The organism is Litorisediminivivens sp. KMU-197 (genome assembly GCF_056858395.1).
In genome coordinates, this window is sequence record NZ_JBXEQG010000003.1 from 255,556 (window position 1) to 273,243 (window position 17,688).

24 protein-coding genes are annotated in these 17,688 nt (G+C 64.9%); 16 read left to right on the forward strand and 8 right to left on the reverse strand.

The window, feature by feature from the left end; all coding sequences use genetic code 11:
* Nucleotides 1-324: 324 nt before the first annotated feature.
* Nucleotides 325-2,829: a GcvT family protein gene (locus AC04PT_RS09065; protein WP_482873328.1), complete on the forward strand. Its 2,505-nt coding sequence runs from the start codon at nt 325-327 to the stop codon at nt 2,827-2,829.
* A 164-nt stretch (nt 2,830-2,993) separates the two neighbouring features.
* Here the strand turns inward: AC04PT_RS09065 and AC04PT_RS09070 are convergent, their stop codons facing one another.
* From AC04PT_RS09070 to ubiA, 3 genes are all read right to left on the reverse strand, one after another.
* Nucleotides 2,994-3,326 (reverse strand): hypothetical protein, encoded by a 333-nt coding sequence (locus tag AC04PT_RS09070; protein ID WP_482873329.1) that lies wholly within the window; start codon nt 3,324-3,326, stop codon nt 2,994-2,996.
* Nucleotides 3,313-5,220, reverse strand: a complete 1,908-nt coding sequence (locus AC04PT_RS09075; RefSeq protein ID WP_482873330.1) for an OmpA family protein — start codon at nt 5,218-5,220, stop codon at nt 3,313-3,315. The genes AC04PT_RS09070 and AC04PT_RS09075 overlap by 14 nt, the downstream gene beginning before the upstream one ends.
* Before the next feature lie 61 nt (nt 5,221-5,281).
* The gene (gene ubiA, locus AC04PT_RS09080; RefSeq protein ID WP_482873549.1) at nt 5,282-6,262 is read right to left on the reverse strand and encodes a 4-hydroxybenzoate octaprenyltransferase; all 981 of its coding nucleotides are present in this window, start codon (nt 6,260-6,262) and stop codon (nt 5,282-5,284) included.
* A 12-nt stretch (nt 6,263-6,274) separates the two neighbouring features.
* Between ubiA and AC04PT_RS09085 the strand changes: the two genes are divergently transcribed.
* The 3 genes from AC04PT_RS09085 (at nt 6,275) to AC04PT_RS09095 (ending at nt 8,968) form a co-directional block, all read left to right on the forward strand.
* Complete coding sequence (locus AC04PT_RS09085; RefSeq protein ID WP_482873331.1) at nt 6,275-7,006, forward strand: 16S rRNA (uracil(1498)-N(3))-methyltransferase; 732 nt, start codon at nt 6,275-6,277, stop codon at nt 7,004-7,006.
* A complete protein-coding gene (locus AC04PT_RS09090) occupies nt 7,003-7,536 on the forward strand; it encodes a hypothetical protein (RefSeq protein WP_482873332.1) in 534 nt (177 codons plus the stop codon). Before AC04PT_RS09085 ends, AC04PT_RS09090 begins: the two co-directional genes overlap by 4 nt.
* A 61-nt stretch (nt 7,537-7,597) precedes the next feature.
* Nucleotides 7,598-8,968: a glutamate--cysteine ligase gene (locus tag AC04PT_RS09095; RefSeq protein WP_482873333.1), complete on the forward strand. Its 1,371-nt coding sequence runs from the start codon at nt 7,598-7,600 to the stop codon at nt 8,966-8,968.
* 202 nt (nt 8,969-9,170) lie between these two features.
* On the opposite strand, the gene AC04PT_RS09100 is transcribed toward AC04PT_RS09095, so the two are convergent.
* The 5 genes from AC04PT_RS09100 to AC04PT_RS09120 all read right to left on the reverse strand — a co-directional run bounded on the left by AC04PT_RS09100 (nt 9,171) and on the right by AC04PT_RS09120 (nt 12,562).
* The gene (locus tag AC04PT_RS09100; protein WP_482873334.1) at nt 9,171-10,211 is read right to left on the reverse strand and encodes a threonine aldolase family protein; all 1,041 of its coding nucleotides are present in this window, start codon (nt 10,209-10,211) and stop codon (nt 9,171-9,173) included.
* On the reverse strand, nt 10,208-10,681 hold the full coding sequence (locus tag AC04PT_RS09105) for a YcgN family cysteine cluster protein (protein ID WP_482873335.1): 474 nt from the start codon (nt 10,679-10,681) through the stop codon (nt 10,208-10,210). Before AC04PT_RS09105 ends, AC04PT_RS09100 begins: the two co-directional genes overlap by 4 nt.
* On the reverse strand, nt 10,678-11,601 hold the full coding sequence (locus AC04PT_RS09110; RefSeq protein ID WP_482873336.1) for a bifunctional riboflavin kinase/FAD synthetase: 924 nt from the start codon (nt 11,599-11,601) through the stop codon (nt 10,678-10,680). The genes AC04PT_RS09105 and AC04PT_RS09110 overlap by 4 nt, the downstream gene beginning before the upstream one ends.
* Nucleotides 11,602-11,684: 83 nt before the next feature.
* Nucleotides 11,685-11,867: a hypothetical protein gene (locus AC04PT_RS09115; RefSeq protein ID WP_482873337.1), complete on the reverse strand. Its 183-nt coding sequence runs from the start codon at nt 11,865-11,867 to the stop codon at nt 11,685-11,687.
* 74 nt (nt 11,868-11,941) lie between these two features.
* Nucleotides 11,942-12,562 (reverse strand): 2OG-Fe(II) oxygenase family protein, encoded by a 621-nt coding sequence (locus tag AC04PT_RS09120; protein WP_482873338.1) that lies wholly within the window; start codon nt 12,560-12,562, stop codon nt 11,942-11,944.
* A 238-nt stretch (nt 12,563-12,800) separates the two neighbouring features.
* On the opposite strand from AC04PT_RS09120, the gene rpmC reads away from it, so the two are divergent.
* From rpmC to AC04PT_RS09180, 12 genes are all read left to right on the forward strand, one after another.
* A complete protein-coding gene (gene rpmC, locus AC04PT_RS09125; protein ID WP_482873339.1) occupies nt 12,801-13,004 on the forward strand; it encodes a 50S ribosomal protein L29 in 204 nt (67 codons plus the stop codon).
* A gap of 12 nt (nt 13,005-13,016) precedes the next feature.
* A complete protein-coding gene (gene rpsQ, locus AC04PT_RS09130; RefSeq protein WP_048529579.1) occupies nt 13,017-13,247 on the forward strand; it encodes a 30S ribosomal protein S17 in 231 nt (76 codons plus the stop codon).
* A 77-nt stretch (nt 13,248-13,324) separates the two neighbouring features.
* Nucleotides 13,325-13,693 carry a 50S ribosomal protein L14 gene (gene rplN / locus AC04PT_RS09135; protein ID WP_007427594.1) on the forward strand — a complete coding sequence of 123 codons (369 nt, stop codon included), beginning with the start codon at nt 13,325-13,327 and terminating at the stop codon, nt 13,691-13,693.
* Nucleotides 13,693-14,004 (forward strand): 50S ribosomal protein L24, encoded by a 312-nt coding sequence (rplX, locus tag AC04PT_RS09140; protein ID WP_482873340.1) that lies wholly within the window; start codon nt 13,693-13,695, stop codon nt 14,002-14,004. Before rplN ends, rplX begins: the two co-directional genes overlap by 1 nt.
* Nucleotides 13,997-14,560, forward strand: coding sequence for a 50S ribosomal protein L5 (gene rplE, locus AC04PT_RS09145; protein WP_482873341.1), 564 nt, complete (start codon nt 13,997-13,999; stop codon nt 14,558-14,560). The genes rplX and rplE overlap by 8 nt, the downstream gene beginning before the upstream one ends.
* A 21-nt stretch (nt 14,561-14,581) precedes the next feature.
* Entirely contained in the window at nt 14,582-14,887 is a 306-nt protein-coding gene (gene rpsN / locus AC04PT_RS09150) for a 30S ribosomal protein S14 (protein ID WP_482873342.1), read from the forward strand.
* Nucleotides 14,888-14,901: 14 nt separating this feature from the next.
* Nucleotides 14,902-15,294: a 30S ribosomal protein S8 gene (gene rpsH, locus AC04PT_RS09155; protein ID WP_482873343.1), complete on the forward strand. Its 393-nt coding sequence runs from the start codon at nt 14,902-14,904 to the stop codon at nt 15,292-15,294.
* A gap of 13 nt (nt 15,295-15,307) precedes the next feature.
* The gene (gene rplF, locus AC04PT_RS09160) at nt 15,308-15,841 is read left to right on the forward strand and encodes a 50S ribosomal protein L6 (RefSeq protein WP_482873344.1); all 534 of its coding nucleotides are present in this window, start codon (nt 15,308-15,310) and stop codon (nt 15,839-15,841) included.
* Between the two features lie 11 nt (nt 15,842-15,852).
* Nucleotides 15,853-16,212: a 50S ribosomal protein L18 gene (gene rplR / locus AC04PT_RS09165; RefSeq protein ID WP_482873345.1), complete on the forward strand. Its 360-nt coding sequence runs from the start codon at nt 15,853-15,855 to the stop codon at nt 16,210-16,212.
* A gap of 132 nt (nt 16,213-16,344) precedes the next feature.
* Nucleotides 16,345-16,926, forward strand: coding sequence for a 30S ribosomal protein S5 (rpsE, locus tag AC04PT_RS09170; protein ID WP_482873346.1), 582 nt, complete (start codon nt 16,345-16,347; stop codon nt 16,924-16,926).
* A 5-nt stretch (nt 16,927-16,931) separates the two neighbouring features.
* Entirely contained in the window at nt 16,932-17,120 is a 189-nt protein-coding gene (gene rpmD / locus AC04PT_RS09175; protein ID WP_482873347.1) for a 50S ribosomal protein L30, read from the forward strand.
* 328 nt (nt 17,121-17,448) lie between these two features.
* Nucleotides 17,449-17,667, forward strand: coding sequence for a DUF1127 domain-containing protein (locus AC04PT_RS09180; RefSeq protein WP_482873348.1), 219 nt, complete (start codon nt 17,449-17,451; stop codon nt 17,665-17,667).
* Nucleotides 17,668-17,688 lie beyond the last annotated feature (21 nt).

Sequence of the window (17,688 nt, forward strand, 5' to 3'; positions counted from 1 at the left end):
ACCGCCCCCTCGAAACGCCATCAATTCCGCCGTTCTCTCGCGGCATATCCCCCCGCAACCTGCCCGACAGCGCCCCTGATCCTTACCTATCACCACGGTGAAATCCGCCATCATGGGCCCCTCCGTCCGGGCCCGCCCCCCGCCGGCGCGTCCACGATACGCCGCAGGGATTCTCATCCGCGCCCCACGACAGAAGCATGCCGCAAACTTGCGACGCCGATGTCGGCGAATGTCGCTTTCCCGCCTTCACTGGTCGGGCTGGTTTTGCGCGAAGGTCTTTGCGTCGATATGCACGGGGCAAGATCCTTCAGGAGTGAGCCCGAGATGAAAACCCATGTCAAAGCGCTGGTCGTCGGTGGTGGTGCCGTCGGCACCTCGATTGGCTATCACCTGGCCCGGGCGGGCTGGTCGGATGTCATGTTGCTGGAACGTGACGAGCTGACCTCCGGCTCGACCTGGCACGCCGCCGGGCTGCTGCCGTTGTTCAACATGGGCTACGCGACAAGCCATATCCACGATTATTCCGTCGACTTCTACAAGACGCTGGAAGAGGAAACCGGCCTGAACGCCGGCTTCTACGTGGTCGGCAACCTGCGCATGGCGCAGACGCAAGAACGGATGGACGAATACGCGCTCTATGCCTCGACCGCCGAAACCGTGGGCATCCCCTACGAATGGATGAGCCCCGACCAGATCAAGGAGCGGTGGCCGCTGGTGCGCACCGAGGATCTGAAGGGCGCGATCTATCACCCCACGGATGGCTACATCAACCCGGCCGACGTGACACAGGCCATGGCCAAGGGCGCCCGCCAGCGCGGCGTCACCATCGAACGCCGCTGGCAGGTGGACGGCTACGAATGGTCCGGCTCCGAATGGAAGGTCACCGTCACCAAGATGGTCGAAAAGGGCGGCAACCTCGTGCCCTCCGACGAACAACAGGTCATCACGGCCGAGCATGTGGTCACCGCCACCGGCAACCATGCGCAGCGCACCGCGCGGCTTCTGGGCATCAAGATCCCGGCGATCCCGGTCGAACACCAGTACATCGTGACCGAGCCCGATCCGGCGCTGGCCGAATGGCGCGCCGCCGGCAACGAAGAGCACCCGGTGCTGCGCGACGCCGATGCCAAGTGGTACGTCCGCGAGGAACGCAAGGGCTGGATCCTCGGCCCCTACGAACGGAATGCGCCGGCCCGCTTCCTCTATGACGTGCCGGAATCGTTCCGCGCCGACCTGTTCCCGCTCGATCTCGACCGGATCGAAGAGGAATACATGTCGATGATCCACCGCATCCCGTCGTCGGAGACGGTGGGCCTCAAGGACGATTACAACGGCCCGATCTGCTACACCCCCGACGGTAACCCGCTGGTCGGCCCCGCGCCGGGCCTGCGCAACATGTGGCTGGCCGAGGGCTTCTCCTTCGGGATCACCGCCGCCGGCGGCACCGGGCACTATCTGGCGCAGATGATGGTCGAGGGCGAGGCCGAGATCGACATGGCCGCGCTCGACCCCAAGCGCTACGGCCGCTGGATGACGACCGAATACGCCGCGCGCAAGAACGAGGAGTGCTACGAGCACGTCTACATCCTGCACCACCCCGACGAAGAGCGCGAAGCCTGCCGCCCGCTGCGCACCGCGCCCTGCTATGACCGGATGAAGGCGCGCGGCGCGCAGTTCGGTTGCGTCAACGGCTTCGAGCGTCCCAACTACTTTGGCCCGCTGGACGCGCCCGAAAGCTTCGATCACGACGCGCGGTCGTTCCGCCGCGGCGGCTGGTGGAAATACGCGGTCGAGGAGGCCAAGGCGGTGCGCGAGGGCGTCGGCATGATCGATGCCACGGCTTTCACCAAGCATGCGGTGACGGGGGCGGGCGCGACCGAGTTCCTCGACTGGTTCACCACCAACAAGCTGCCCAAGGTGGGCCGCATCAACCTGACCTACGCGCTGACCGAGGCCGGCACCACGCGCACCGAATACACCATCGTGCGGCGCGGCGAGAACGACTATTACCTCGTCTCCGCCGGCGCGCTGACCGATTATGACGGCGATTACCTGAAGAAGTCCGCCGAGGACTTCATGGAACAGACCGGCAAGCTGGTGATCGTGCAGGACGTGACCACGCAGTGGGGCGTCTTCGCGGTGGCAGGTCCGAAGGCGCGGGCGCTCCTGGGCGACGTGGTCAAGGATGCCGATCCGGACACCGTGCTGTCCAACAAGCGTTTCCCGTGGCTGTCGATGCGGCAGATCGAACTGGGCATGTGCCCGGTGATGGCGATCCGCGTCGCCTATACCGGCGAACTGGGCTGGGAACTGCATCACCCGATCGAGATGCAGAACTACCTGTTTGACCTGCTCGAAAAGGCAGGCGAAGCCCATGGGCTCAAGCTGGTCGGCGCGCGGGCGCAGAATTGGCTCCGGCAGGAGAAAAGCTATCGCGCCTTCGGCACCGAGCTGGGCCGCGACGCCACGCCGATGGAGGCCGACCTGCCGCGCTTCGTCGATCTGGACAAGGACTTCCGCGGCAAGGCGGCCATGCAGGCGCTGGGCGTCCGGTCGCAATGCTGCACGCTGCTGGTCGACGGGCCCGAGGATGCCGACCCATGGGGCCGCGAGGCGCTTTATCTCGGTGACGAGAAGGTCGGGCGTCTGACCTCGGGCGGCTATTCGGTGGCCTTCGGGAAATCCATCGGCATGGGCTACGTGCGGCCCGAGCTGGCGGTGCCGGGGACGAAGCTCAAGGTGCGGATGCAGGGCCAGCTGTGGGATGCCGAGGTGGCCGAGGATTCGCCCTACGATCCGAAGAACGAAACCATCCGCAAGGACGGGTGACACCCGGATGGGTCATGCCGATGCCTGCGGCCTCGGAATGACCCATCCCACCCCGGACCGGTACGCCGCAGGGTGGGTGGCTCGTCGCGTCAGCGCAGAGCCACCTTTTTTTCGGTTATGTCATGTGAAGAACGGCGCTCGCCCGCGGCTGGTGCCGCTTTCGCTCATCCGGCGTTGTGCTGCATCCGCTCGACGTAGGCGCGCAGTTCCTCGGCCTCGTGCCGCGCGTCGCGCAGGCCTTCCATGGCGGCGTTCAGCTCGGCCTCGGTCTGCGCCAGCTGGTTGGTCAGCTCGGCCTCGCGCTGCTGCAGGTAGGTGATCGCCTGATCACGGGTCTCTTCGGCCTCGTGCAGCTCCTGGCTCATGCGCTCCAGCTCGCCGACGTCGGACTTCGACACCGCGGTAAAGCGGTTCAGCAGCCAGTTGGCGAACCAACCGAGGCAAAAGGCCACGAAGAGGATGATCGCGGTGGCGATGACAAACTCAGTCCTGTTCATGCGCGTCGTCCTCCGTGGATGAAGTTTCGCCTTCTTCCACGGAAACCTCAGCGGCTTCAAGGGTTGTTTGGCTGTCTTCTTCCGCCTCCGCCACGATCAGGCTGAATTCGATGCGCCGGTTGGCTTCGCGGCCCGCTTCGGTCTTGTTGCTCTCGATCGGCCGCGCCTCGCCATAGCCCTTGGCCCGGAAGGTCGAAGTCAGCACCCGCCGATTGCGCAACTCGGTCAGGATCGCCTCGGCCCGCGCCTGGCTGAGCGTCAGGTTCATGGTCTCGCGCCCCTGGCTGTCGGTATGGCCCGCGATTTCGAGGTTGATCGGCCCGCAGCCCTGCAGCACCTCGGCAATGTCGTCCATGATCGCCTGTCCGGCACTGTCCAGCGTATCCGATCCCGGTTCGAAGTTCAGCTTGCGGTCGCCCAGCACGGTCTGGATGCGGATCAGGCATTCCTGCGGCGTCGGCAACGCCGCCAGCGGATCGAGCGCCTCGACGTAGGTCACGTCGATGCTATAGGTCGCGCCCTCGCCCAGCTTCTCGGCCAGCAGGCCCGCGATCGCCGCCTTGGCGCCCTGGTCTCCGGTCTTGCCGCGCACCGTCAGATCGTCCGGGGTGGCGGTCGCCGCGCCGCTGTTGAGATAGGACAGCACCTCGATCGCCGCCAGCGCCCGCACCGGCCAACCGGCGGGCAGGTTTTCGTCGACCCGCGCCGTCATGTTGACCGCGGAGCCGGTGAAGGCCGCCTTGGCATAGCTCTCGGCGGTCTGCCGGGCGATCTCGGATGAAACCCGGCCGCGCAACTGCACCTGCCCCTCGGGGCTGAGCGTCACCGTAAAGTCGGGCGGGCCGTCATCGCTGGTCTCGGGCGTTTCCGGCAGGACGGCAGTCAGCGCAAAGACCGGCGGCAGCGCGTTTTCCAGCTCTCCCACGGTCTGGTCGAATGCCTCCTGCGCGGTGCCCTCCAGCGCGATCAGCGAAATGTCGGCGTCTGACAGGGTGACCGTGCCGCCGCCGAGGTCATGCAGCGCGGCCATCGACAGTTCCGCCGCTTCGACCCAACGGGTGCTCGGCACCCCGAGACCGATGGTGCAGTCGGCCTCGCCGGCCAGCCCGTTGACCTTCGCCGCCTCTACGATGCGGTCGCGGGAGGTCTCGCTATCGGCCGAACAGGCGTCGAAGCGGCCCTTCTTTCCGTCCAGCACATAGCGCAGCGTGAAGGGCGTGATCACCGGCCGCGGCGCCGAGATATCCAGCACCACCTCGACCCCGTCGGGCCGCCCCATGCGCAGCGCGGTCTCGGCGGCCAGCTTCTCCTCGGCGCTCTCGGTCATCGCGGTGACCTCGACCCGGGTCGCATCGACCGAGATCTTCGAGCGCGGCAGCCGGGTCAGCGCGTTCAACGCAAAACGCATCGCCCCGTCCCAGCCCTTGGGCACCTCGTGGTCGGCGGTCTCCATCAGGTCGGCCACCTGCTCGGCGCCGACCATCTTTTCCAGCCGGTCCACCATCGCTTCGTGCTTTGTCCCCTTGGGCACCAGCCCGATCAGCGACACCCCGGAATCGTTGCGCAGGATCTCGACCGAGAACCGCGGCGGCGCCAGGTCCTGCGTGTCCTCGACATCCATCTGGTCGATCACCCGCGCCGCATCCACGACCTGCCCGGCATTGCTGAGCGCCCGGAAGCGGTCGGCCTCGTTGGGGGCGGTGCCGATCACGAAGACCTGCAAGCCGGTGGCATCGGCCGAGGCCCATGTCAGACCGGCGGCCTGAAACTTCTCGGTGATGGCGGTACGCGACGCGTCCTCGACCTGGGTGACGGCGAAACCGGCTGCGACGACGGAAAACACGGCGGCAAGGCCGAAGGACGAGGCGGGCAGAACGTAGGTCGACAGACGCATGCCGGGAATCCGGAGTTTGGAAAGATTGATGTCAGATACGCCAGCCGGGCGGGGGGATCAATCACAGCGCCATGGCTGTGGCGAAAAACAGCACAGGCAGGATCCCGGCATTGCGGTTCGACCGGAACAGCATCAGCAGGCGGTCCATGTCGTCCATCCGCAGCATCCGCATCTGCCACGCCATGTGCCAGCCCATCGCCCATGGCCCGCCGAGCGCGATCACCAGCGTTAGGATTTCGCCCTGCGGCGCCGCCAGCAGGATCGCCAGCCCCATCAGCGAGATGCAGGCAATCAGGAACCACATCAGCCATTTCGGCGTCGCCTCACCGAACAGCCGCGCGGTGGACTTCACCCCGATCAGCGCATCGTCCTCCTTGTCCTGATGGGCATAGATCGTGTCATAGAAAAGCGTCCATGCAATCCCGGCGAGGTAGAGCACGAAGGCCGGCCACTCCAGCCGCCCGGTATGCGCGGTCCAGGCCAGCAGCGCGCCCCAATTGAAGGCGAGGCCCAGAAAAATTTGCGGCCACCATGTGAAACGCTTGGCGAAAGGATACACAGCCACCGGCAAAAGAGACAGGATTCCAAGGGCGATGGCGGCCATGTTGAATGTGAGCAGAATGCCGAAGGCGATCACCGCCTGCAAAACCATCCACAGGGTTGCCCCCAGCACCGAAACCTGTCCCGACGGAATTGGCCGGCTGGCGGTACGCGCCACGGAGCCGTCTATATGGCGGTCCGTGATATCGTTCCATGTGCAGCCAGCGCCGCGCATCAGGAAGGCGCCGATGCCGCAGCCGGCAAATATCCACAGGTCGTGCAGGCTGGTCTGGCCGGTGTGGACCATGGCCAGCAAAAGCCCCCACCAGCAGGGCAGCAGCAAAAGCCATGTGCCGATCGGCCGGTCGGCGCGGCTGAGCCGCAGGTAGGGCCGCAAAGCCATGGGCGCGTAACGGTCGACCCAGTTGCCGCGCACCGCGTCGGAGACCTGACCCCCGGTTTCCGGTGCCTTGGCCTCTGGTGTCGGGCGGGTCTCTGGCATATCTGTCATCCCATGAGTGGCACGGTCAGGCTGTATGTAGAACATGGGCTGGGGGAGGAGCAAACGCTTCCTCTGACCCGCGAGCAGGCACATTACCTCTTCGGAGTGATGCGGCTTGGCCGGGGTGCGGACCTGCTGGTGTTCAACGGCGCCGACGGTGAATGGCGGGCCGAGGTGCTGGAGGCCGGCAAACGGGGCGGTGTGCTCGTGTGCCGTGAACGGACGCAGCCGCAGCAGATGCCGCCCGACCTCTGGCTGGTCTTCGCCCCGGTCAAGAAGGCGCGCACCGATTTCATCGTCGAAAAGGCGGTCGAGATGGGCGTGCGCCGCATCCTGCCGGTGCAGACCGACTTCACCAATTCCGACCGCTTCCGCGTCGACAAGCAGCGCCTGCACGCGATCGAGGCCGCCGAGCAATGCGTCGCCACCTTCGTGCCGGAAGTGGCGGACCTGCAAAAGCTGAACCGCGTGCTGGACGGCTGGCCGCAGGATCGCCGGCTGATGTTCTGTGACGAGGCAAGGGCAGGGGAGGCTTCAGCCGTCGCCAGCCTCACCGCCACAGGCTCCGGCCCCTGGGCCATCCTCATCGGCCCCGAGGGCGGCTTTTCCGACGCCGAGCGCAGCCGCCTGACCGGCATGAGCCAGGCCCAGCCCATCGCCCTCGGCCCCCGCATCCTGCGCGCCGAAACCGCGGCGGTCGCCGCGCTGACCCTCTGGCAGGCCACGCTGGGGGACTGGCAATGAGCTTTTTCCGCCCCGAGGCCCGTGCCGCCCTCTGGCGCTGGCGCGAGGTCCTGACCGGGACGGGGCTTGTCACGCTCGGCCTGTGGTGGGGCTTTGGCGCAACTGGCTGGATGATCAACGGCGTCGGCTACGGGCTGGTCCTCGCCGCCGTCGCGCTGATCGTCCTCGGCCTGCAACGCGCCCGCTTCCGCGCCACCGGCGACGGCCCCGGCGTGGTGCAGGTGGTCGAAGGCCGCGTGGCCTATTTCGGCCCGCTCACCGGCGGCGCGGTGGACATCGCCGATGTCACCCGGCTGGGCCTCGACCGGCGCATGCATCCCGCGCATTGGGTGCTGCACCAGCCCGGCCACGATCCGCTGCACATTCCGGTGACCGCCAAGGGCGGCGACACGCTGTTCGACGCCTTCGCCACGCTGCCCGGCCTGCGCACCGAATACATGCTGCGCGAGTTGACCCGCGACACCTCGAACGAGGCGCTGATCTGGCAGCGCGACCGGACCGCCCCGGGGTTGCCCCCGACCTCGCATTGACACCTGCGGCGTTTGGCTCCAAGGCTTGTCTGACCTGACGGCCGAAAGCGGAGCAACCCCCATGTCCATCCCCCAGTCCGGCGGCGCTCCGGTCGAGCGTTACGAACAGCTTGTCGAGTACCTCGCAAGTGGTTGTAAACCCAAGGACATGTGGCGCATCGGCACCGAGCACGAGAAGTTCGGCTATTGCAAGGACACGCTGAAACCGCTGCCGTACGAAGGCCGCCGCTCGATCGAGGCGGTGCTGGAAGGGCTGCGCGACCGCCACAACTGGGCCGAGGTGCGCGAGGCCGGCAAGCTGATCGGGCTGGAGAAGGACGGCGCCAATGTCAGCCTCGAACCGGGCGGCGCGCTCGAACTCAGCGGCGCGCCGATGGAGACCATCCACCAGACCTGCGACGAGGTGAACGTCCACCTGCGCGAGGTCAAGGACATCGCCGACGAGATCGGCGTCGGCTTCATCGGGCTGGGCGCCGCGCCGATCTGGACGCATGAACAGATGCCGCTGATGCCCAAGGGCCGCTACAAGCTGATGGATGCCTACATGGGCAAGGTCGGCACCATGGGCCGGTCGATGATGCGCCGCACCTGCACCGTGCAGGTGAACCTCGATTTCGGGTCCGAGGCCGACATGGTACGCAAGATGCGCGTCGCCATCGCCCTGCAACCGGTGGCCACCGCGCTGTTTGCAAATTCGCCGTTCTTCGAAGGCCGGATCAACGGCCACAAGTCATGGCGCTCGCGCATCTGGCGCGATCTCGATCCCGTCCGCACCGGCATGGTCCCCTTCGTGTTCGAGCAAGGCTTCGGCTTCGAGCGCTGGGTGGAATACGCGCTCGATGTGCCGATGTACTTCGTCTACCGCGACGGCGAATACATCGACGCGCTGGGCATGTCCTTCCGCGACTTCCTGAAGGGCGAACTGCCCGCGCTGCCCGGCGAGAAACCCCTGATCTCGGACTGGGCCGACCACCTGACAACGCTCTTCCCCGAAGCCCGCCTCAAGAAGTTCATCGAAATGCGCGGCGCCGACGGCGGCCCGTGGCGGCGGCTCTGCGCGCTGCCGGCCTTCTGGGTCGGGCTGACCTACGATCAGGGCGCGCTGGACGCGGCTTGGGATCTGGTGAAAGGCTGGGGCCCGGAAACCCGCGAAGGTCTGCGCGTCGCGGCCTCCGAGCTGGGCCTGCAGGCCGAGGTGAGCGGCATCCGGATGCACGATCTGGCGCGCCAGGTGCTGGACATCGCCGAAGCCGGGCTGAAAGCCCGCGGCCGTACCGGCTCGGGCGGGCTGGTGCCGGACGAGACGCATTTCCTCAACGCGCTGATCGAAAGCGTCGAAAGCGGCAAGGTCCCGGCGGACGAACTTCTGGAGCAATACGAAGGCGACTGGGGCGGCGACCTGACGCGGATCTACGCAGCGCATTCGTACTAATAAGCCCCCCGGAAGGGATCGACGTCCAAGTGCCACAACAGGCGGGTTAACAGCGGCAAAGCCGCCCCGCATCGCCGGGCCGCCTCACGGCGCGGCGATACCGCCGGTGGACGCCTGACCCTCTCAGGGTTTACGGCAACCGCTAGCATGAAGTGGCCCTCACCAATGTCGGTTCGCCGCACCTCGGCCCGGCGATGCGGGGCTACGAACCCGCCAGCACCCTCAGGAACCCATCAATCTCCGCCTCCGACATCGACCAGTCACACACCAGCCGCGCCGTCAGAACCTCATCCTCCGGCCCCTCCAGCGCCCCGTTCACAGAATACCGCGCCCCGGCCGCATTCAACCGCCGGTGCACACCGCGCGGCAACGCACAAAACACCATGTTGGCCTGCGGCTCCCACAGCAGCTGCACCGAACAGCCCCGCAACCCATCGACCAGCCGCGCGGCATTGGCATTGGCCTGCCGCGCCATATCAAGCCACAACCCGTCGTCCAGATAGGCCGCCATCTGCGCCGCCAGAAACCGATGCTTGGAAAACAGGTGCGCCCCGCGCTTGCGCCGCAGTTCGAATTCGGCGGCCTTCGCCGGATCGAAAAACACCACCGCCTCGACCGCCATCAGGCCATTCTTGGTGCCGCCGAAGGACAGCACGTCGACGCCCGCCTTCCACGTCATCTCGGCCGGGGAACACCCTAGCGCCGCCACCGCATTCGCCAGCCGCGCGCCGTCCAGATGGACCGGGCTGCCATAGCCATGCGCCACGTCGCAAAGAGCCGCAAGGTCGTCCAGTCCGTAGACCCGCCCGTTTTCCGTCACCTGTGTCAGTGTCACCGGCCCGCATTGGGCCGTGTGCACGTCCGCCCGGGCATATTTCGCCATCGCCGCGTCCAGCGCGGTCACCGGCATCAGGTCATCCGCACCCACCAGCGTCAGCTTGGCGCCACCGGTGTAGAATTCCGGGGCGTTGCATTCGTCCTCCTCGACATGCGCCACCGGCGTGCAGAACACCGTGTCCCAAGGCCGCGTCAGGCTCGCCAGCGCCAGCACATTGGCCGCCGTCCCGGTTGGCACGAAATACACAGCCGCCTCCGGCGCCTCCAGCGCGTCGCGCACCCGGTCGCGGGCCAGCGCCGTCCACGGGTCGTTGCCGTAGGGCAGGGCGTGGCCTTCGTTGGCCGCCAGCAGGGCCTGCATGACCTTCGGATGCACCGGCCCCGCGTTGTCCGAGGCAAAGTTCATCCCAGCGGTTCCTCGATGATGTGGTCTTCCCAGTCGTCCTCGTCGACCTCGAACTCCGGCACCGTGCGGTGCTTCATCGACACCCCGGCCGCATGCACTGACTCCGGCGTGCCGGTCAGCAGGGGATGCCACTCCGGCAAGGACTTGCCCTGCCACAAGAGACGATAGGCACAGGTCCGCGGCATCCAGTAGGCGTGATCGTCGATGTTGTCGGGCGTCATCACGATGCATTCCGGCACGAACTGGTGACGGATCTCGTATTGCGCGCATCGGCAGGTTTCGTCGTCGAACAGCCGGCAGGCGACGCAGGTCAGCTCGACATGGCCGGTGTCCTCGTCCTCCAGCTTGTTCAGGCAGCACTTGCCGCAACCGTCGCAGAGCGCTTCCCACTCCGCCGGGTTCAGCTTCTTGAGCGGCTTTGTTTCCCAGAACCGGGGCGCAAGTCCGGTGCGGTCGATCGGATCGCTCATCGGTTCAGGATCTCGCGGGCGCGCAGGCAATCAGCATCCATCTGCGCGATGAAGGCCTCGAGGCTGTCGAAGGTCGCTTCCGGCCGAAGATAGCTGACCAGCCCGACCGAAAGCATCGCGCCGTAAAGATCGCCCGAGAAGTCGAACAGGAAGGTCTCGAGGTTCGGCAGCGCGCCACCGAACTGCGGCCGCACCCCCAGCGAGGCCGCGCCGTGATAGCTGCCCTTGTGCGGCCCGTCCTGCACGTCGACCAGTACGGCGTAGACGCCGAAGGCAGGCAGGTGTAGCCCGGTCAGGTCCATGTTGGCGGTCGGATAGCCCAGCGTTCGCCCGCGCTGTTCCCCGCCCACAACCGGGCCGGCAATCCGGTGCCAGTGGCCCAGCATCTCGGCGGCCAGCTCCGGTTTGCCATCCGAAAGCGCCTGCCTGATCGCGGTCGAAGAAACCTGTGCCAAGCCCTCCTGCACCAGCGGCGCGATGGTCACGTCAAAGCCCATCTCCGCGCCGAAGGCCTGCAGATCCGCCGCCGTTCCGGCCCGTTTGCGGCCGAAGCAGAAGTCCGACCCCACCACCACGTGGCTCAGCCCGAGTCCGTCGCGGATCACGGTCTCGCAGAACTCGCGCGGGGTCAGCCCGGCAAGGGCGTGGTTGAAATTCAACTCGTAAAGCTTTTCCACCCCCATCTTCTCAAGCCGCGAGGCCCGCGCCTGCGGCGACATCAGCCGGAACGGCGGCGCGTCGGGTGCAAAGAACTCACGCGGGTGGGGCTCGAAGGTGAGAATGCCCAGCGGCGCGTCGCTGCGACGGGCAAGATCGATCACCGAGACATGACCGCGGTGCACGCCATCGAAATTGCCGATGGCGACGCTGGCCCCGCGATCCTGCGGGTCGATGAACTGAAAATCGCGGATAATGCGCATGGGCGCAGGGGTAGCGGCGCGGCCACCTGCTGACAAGAGGCCGCGTCGTCTTCCGGTGCGTCCGTTGTTTCAGGTCCGGCTGGCTAGGCCTGAATCGGCCCGCGCAGGCGATAGATCGCGTCGCGCACCTTCTGCCAGTCGGTGGCTTCGTCAGTCTTGCCCGCGGCCTCGCATTCACGCATCTTCTCCGAGGCTTCGACAATCGCCTTGTCACCGTGGGCGGCAAGCAGGCGGTTGGCATAATCGCTGGCTTGAATGGCGTCCATTGGGGTCCTCCCTTCCCGATACGGAGTCACTTCAGGGAGGCCCACCATAGCACATCGGCGTCAAAATTCGACCGTCAGGCCCAGGTATAGTTGAAACTGATGGATATTCGCTCATCTGCCGAAACATTCATCGGCACCTCGTGCCGCAGCCAGCTTTCCCACAGCAGCACGTCGCCCACCTTGGGTGTTTCGTAGACGAAGGTCCGCAGCTCTTCGCGCGCCTGCTTGCGGCGCGGCGGCGCGGCCATCATCCGGGCCGAGCGCGGATCTTCCAGCTTCAGCGCACTGGCGCCCTCGGGCATCGAAACATAGGTGGTGCCTGAGATCACGCTGTGCGGGTGCAGGTGCGAGGAATGAAAGCCGCCCTCGGGCAGGATGTTGATCCAGATGTCCTCAAGCTTCAGCGCCCGATCGTCGAGGTCGAACTCCAGATCCCCGGCAAAGGCCGCGACATGCGCGTCGAGCGATTTCACCAAGTCGGCGAAGATCGGGAACCGCCAGGGCAGGTCCGACAGCGAGGCATAGGAGGTATAACCGGGATAGTCGTTGGCCTCGCACCACTCCTGCCCGGCCTCGTCATCCTCGGCGATGGTCATGCAGGAGGTTTCGAGTTCCCGCGCGTTGATGGCAGGGGACTGCTCGGACAGCGGCGCGCGATAGAGGCGGGTGACGAAGAGAGAGCGGATCTGGGGCATGACACCGGCTTTAGCGCGGAGCGGGCGAGGGGGCAATTCGTAGGATGGGTGATTTTCACCCATCGTGGCGAAAGATGGGTAGAGACCACCCATCCTACCGCACACGGCAGGCCGTCCGCGAAAACGCTTGCCAACCCCGCCCATCCCGCCTATAGGCACCCTTCATCCATGCACTCCAGCGGAATCAGGGTGACCCTCACCGGGGGCCCTCCGTTGATGTTGAGAAAGGAAACAGGCGATGAACGCCAAGGAACTGCGTGACAAGACGCCGGATCAGCTTCGTGAAGATCTGGCAAACCTGAAAAAAGAAGCCTTCAACCTGCGCTTCCAGGCCGCCACCGGCTCGATGGAAAACACCGCGCGCATGCGCACCGTCAAGCGTGACGTGGCCCGTGTGAAGACCGTGTTGAACGAAAAAGCCGCTGCGGCAGCCGCTGAGTAAGGAGCCAGACATATGCCCAAACGTATCCTCTCCGGCACCGTCACCAGCGATGCCAACGAACAGACAGTCACCGTGTCGGTTGAACGCCGCTTCAAGCACCCGGTCCTGAAGAAAACCATCCGTAAGTCCAAGAAGTACCGGGCTCACGATGAAAAGAACGCCTTCAAGGTCGGCGACACAGTCCGCATCATCGAATGCGCGCCGAAATCGAAGACGAAACGCTGGGAGGTTCTGGAGGCGTAAGCCTTCCGAGCCTTTTGGTTTGATCGAAACCCTGGGGAACAGGCAAGCAACGCCCCCCAAAGGTCAGGAGAAACCCCATGATCCAGATGCAGACCAATCTGGATGTCGCTGACAACTCCGGCGCTCGCCGGGTGCAGTGCATCAAGGTCCTGGGTGGTTCCAAGCGTAAATACGCCTCCGTCGGCGACATCATTGTCGTCTCGGTGAAGGAAGCCATCCCGCGCGGCCGCGTGAAGAAAGGTGACGTCCGCAAGGCCGTCGTCGTGCGCACCGCCAAGGAAGTCCGTCGTGAAGACGGCACCGCGATCCGCTTCGATCGCAACGCAGCCGTCATCCTGAACAACGCCGGCGAGCCCGTCGGCACCCGGATCTTCGGACCGGTCGTTCGCGAGCTGCGCGCCAAGAACTTCATGAAAATCATCTCGCTCGCTCCGGAGGTGCTGTAATGGCTGCGAAACTCCGCAAAGGCGACAAGGTCGTCGTGCTGGCCGGCAAGGACAAGGGCAAGGAAGGCACCATCGCTTCCGTCGACCCGAAATCCGGCAAGGCCATTGTCGACGGCGTCAACATCGCCATCCGTCACACCAAGCAGTCCCAGACCTCGCAGGGTGGCCGCGCCCCCAAGGCGATGCCGATCGACCTGTCGAACCTGGCCCTGCTGGACGCAAACGGCAAAGCGACCCGCGTCGGCTTCCGCATGGAAGGTGACAAGAAGGTCCGTTTCGCCAAGACCACGGGGGACGTGATCGATGCTTGATTCCGCAACCTACACCCCGCGCCTGCGCACGCTGTACCAGGACACGATCAAGGCCGCTCTGAAAGAAGAGTTCGGCTACAAGAACGACATGCAGATCCCGCGTCTGGACAAGATCGTTCTGAATATCGGTTGTGGCGCAGAGGCGGTGAAGGACTCCAAGAAGGCCAAGTCGGCCCAGGAAGACCTGACCCGCATCGCAGGCCAGATGGCCGTGACCACCAAGGCCAAGAAATCCATCGCCGGTTTCCGCGTTCGCGAAGACATGCCGCTGGGCGCCAAGGTCACGCTGCGCGGCGCGCGCATGTATGATTTCCTCGACCGGCTGATCACCGTCGCCATGCCCCGTATCCGCGACTTCCGCGGCGTCTCGGGCAAGTCGTTCGATGGCCGTGGCAACTATGCTCTGGGCATCAAGGAACACATCGTGTTCCCGGAAATCGACTTCGACAAGGTGGATGAGGCCTGGGGCCTCGACATCGTGATCGCCACCACCGCGAAAACCGACGATGAAGCCAAGGCGCTTCTGAAGGCATTCAACATGCCTTTCAATTCGTGACGCGGGCGAGAGGATAGAGACATGGCTAAGAAAGCAATGATCGAACGCGAGAAGAAGCGCGAGAAGCTGGTCAAGCAGTATGCTGCCAAGCGCGCCGAACTCAAGGAAATCGCAAACGACGAATCCAAGCCCATGGAAGAGCGCTTCAAGGCACGCCTGAAACTGGCGAAACTGCCGCGCAACTCTTCGGCAACCCGTTTGCACAACCGCTGCCAGCTGACCGGTCGTCCCCACGCGTACTACCGCAAGCTGAAAATCAGCCGTATCGCGCTGCGGGATCTGGGCTCCAAGGGCCTGCTTCCCGGCGTCGTGAAATCCAGCTGGTAAGGGAGGGTATATAGATGAACGATCCTATCGGCGATATGCTCACCCGTATCCGCAACGCATCGCTGCGCGGCAAGTCGACGGTGTCGACCCCGGGTTCGAAACTGCGTGCCTGGGTGCTCGATGTCCTCGCGGACGAAGGCTATATCCGCGGCTACGAGAAAACCACCGATGAGCGCGGTCACCCCGCCATCGAAATCAGCCTGAAGTACTACGACGGCGCCCCCGTCATCCGCGAAGTCAAGCGGGTGTCTACGCCGGGTCGTCGCGTGTACCTGGGTGTGAACGAGATCCCCACCGTCCGTCAGGGCCTGGGCGTCAGCATCGTTTCCACCTCGAAAGGCGTCATGTCGGATGCAAACGCACGCTCTGCCAATGTTGGCGGCGAAGTGCTTTGCACCGTATTCTAAGGAGGGCTTGCAGATGTCTCGTATCGGCAAACAGCCCGTGACCCTGCCCGACGGTGTGCAGGCGAACCTTTCCGGCCAGACCATCGAGGTCAAGGGCCCGAAAGGCACGCAAAGCTTCACCGCCACCGACGACGTGACGCTGACCGTCGAAGACGGCGCGATCACCGTCGCGCCGCGCGGCAAGTCGAAGCGCGCGCGCCAGCAGTGGGGCATGAGCCGCACCGTGGTCGCCAACATGGTCCACGGTGTGTCCAACACGTTCAAGAAAGAGCTTGAAATCCAGGGCGTCGGTTACCGGGCGCAGCTTCAGGGCAAGACCCTGAAACTGAACCTCGGCCTGTCGCACGATGTGGATTTCGAGATTCCGGAAGGTATCACTGTCACCGTTCCCAAACCGACCGAGATCATTGTCGAAGGCAATGACATCCAGGAAGTCGGCCAGGTTGCGGCGAACATCCGTGATTGGCGCAAGCCCGAGCCCTACAAGGGCAAGGGCATCCGCTACAAGGGTGAGTATATCTTCCAGAAGGAAGGCAAGAAGAAGTAAGGACGCGGACAATGGCAAACAGCAAAAGACAACTGTTCCTCAAGCGCCGTCTGCGCGTCCGGAACAAGCTTCGCAAGATGAACCGCGGGCGCGTGCGCCTGTCGGTGCATCGCTCGAACAAGAACATCTCGGCCCAGTTGATCGACGACGTGCAGGGCAAGACCCTGGCAAGCGCGTCCTCGCTCGAAAAGGACCTGGGTGTCGTGGGCAAGAACAACGTCGACGCGGCGACCAAGGTGGGCACTGTTATCGCAGAGCGCGCCAAGGCGGCCGGTGTCGAGGATTGCTACTTCGACCGCGGCGGCTTCCTGTTCCACGGTGGCATCAAGGCTCTGGCCGATGCCGCGCGTGAAGGTGGCCTGAAGTTCTAAGTGACACGGGGTGTGCCCTTCGGGGCGCACCCTGCTTGCAGGCCGCAAGGCCTCGATGATCCGGGGGTGCGCCCGCGCCCACCTGGATTGGACAACCGGGCCGATGGTCCGACCAGTTAAAGGAAATGCCACATGGCAGAACGTGAAAACAGAAGCCGGGGCGGCCGTCGCGATCGTGACGAAACTCCGGAATTCGCAGACCGCCTGGTCGCGATCAACCGGGTCTCGAAGACCGTCAAGGGTGGTAAGCGCTTCGGCTTCGCAGCCCTCGTCGTCGTCGGCGACCAGAAAGGCCGCGTCGGCTTCGGCAAAGGCAAGGCGAAAGAAGTGCCTGAGGCCATCCGCAAGGCCACCGAGCAAGCCAAGCGCCAGATGATCCGCGTGCCGCTGCGCGAAGGCCGCACCCTGCACCACGACATCGAAGGCCGTCACGGCGCCGGCAAGGTCGTTATGCGCACCGCACCGCAAGGTACCGGTATCATCGCCGGTGGTCCGATGCGCGCCGTGTTCGAGATGCTGGGCGTGCAGGACGTGGTCGCGAAATCGACCGGTTCGCAGAACCCCTACAACATGATCCGTGCCACGCTGAACGCGCTTGGCCGCGAATCGAGCCCCCGCATGGTGGCTCAGCGTCGCGGCAAGAAAGTGGCCGACATCCTGCCCAAGCGTGAAGACGCGCCGCAGGAAAGCACCCAGATCGCCGAGGAGGCCTGAGCACAATGGCAAAAACCATCGTCGTCAAGCAGGTCGGTTCGCCGATCCGCCGCCCCGAGATCCAGCGCAAGACGCTGATCGGTCTCGGCCTCAACAAGATGCACAAGACCCGTGAACTGGAAGACACGCCTTCCGTCCGCGGCATGATCAACAAGATCCCGCATCTGGTGGAGATCGTCGAAGAGCGCGGCTAAGCCCCCTTCCTCGTACAGAACAGGCGCCCTCCGGAGTGATCCGGGGGGCGTTTTTTGTTGCCAATTATCCAAATCGCTTTGGCGGAACCGGCCGCCGCCGTTCGGCTCACGCCGCGTCAACGATTTATGTGAATGCGGTCAATAGGTTATGCGTCGCCCGCGTCTAAGTTCGGTGTCGGGCTTGTCAACCCGTGCTGCGTTGCAGAAATTGCATGGCGGCTTGCCGAAACTGTGGATTGTTAGCGCCAGCGGGCGACCCTAACTCTTGGGCACGGAGGAAACGAACCCATTCGGGGAATCCGCCCCGACCCATCAAAGGACGATCCACATGGCATACGCTCTGTCCAATACAAGCTCCGCTACGGGCTTTTCGGCCCGGATCCGCGAACTGGCTTCGGCCTGGCATACCGCGCGCGCAAGACGCGGTGCCTATAACCAGACCTTCGACGAGCTCAGCGCGCTCGACGATCGCGACCTGGCCGACATCGGCATCTCCCGCGCACAGATCCCGGCCGTTGCGGCCGACGCCGCGAGGAAAGCGGCCTGACCCCAAGGCACGTGTCCCTAG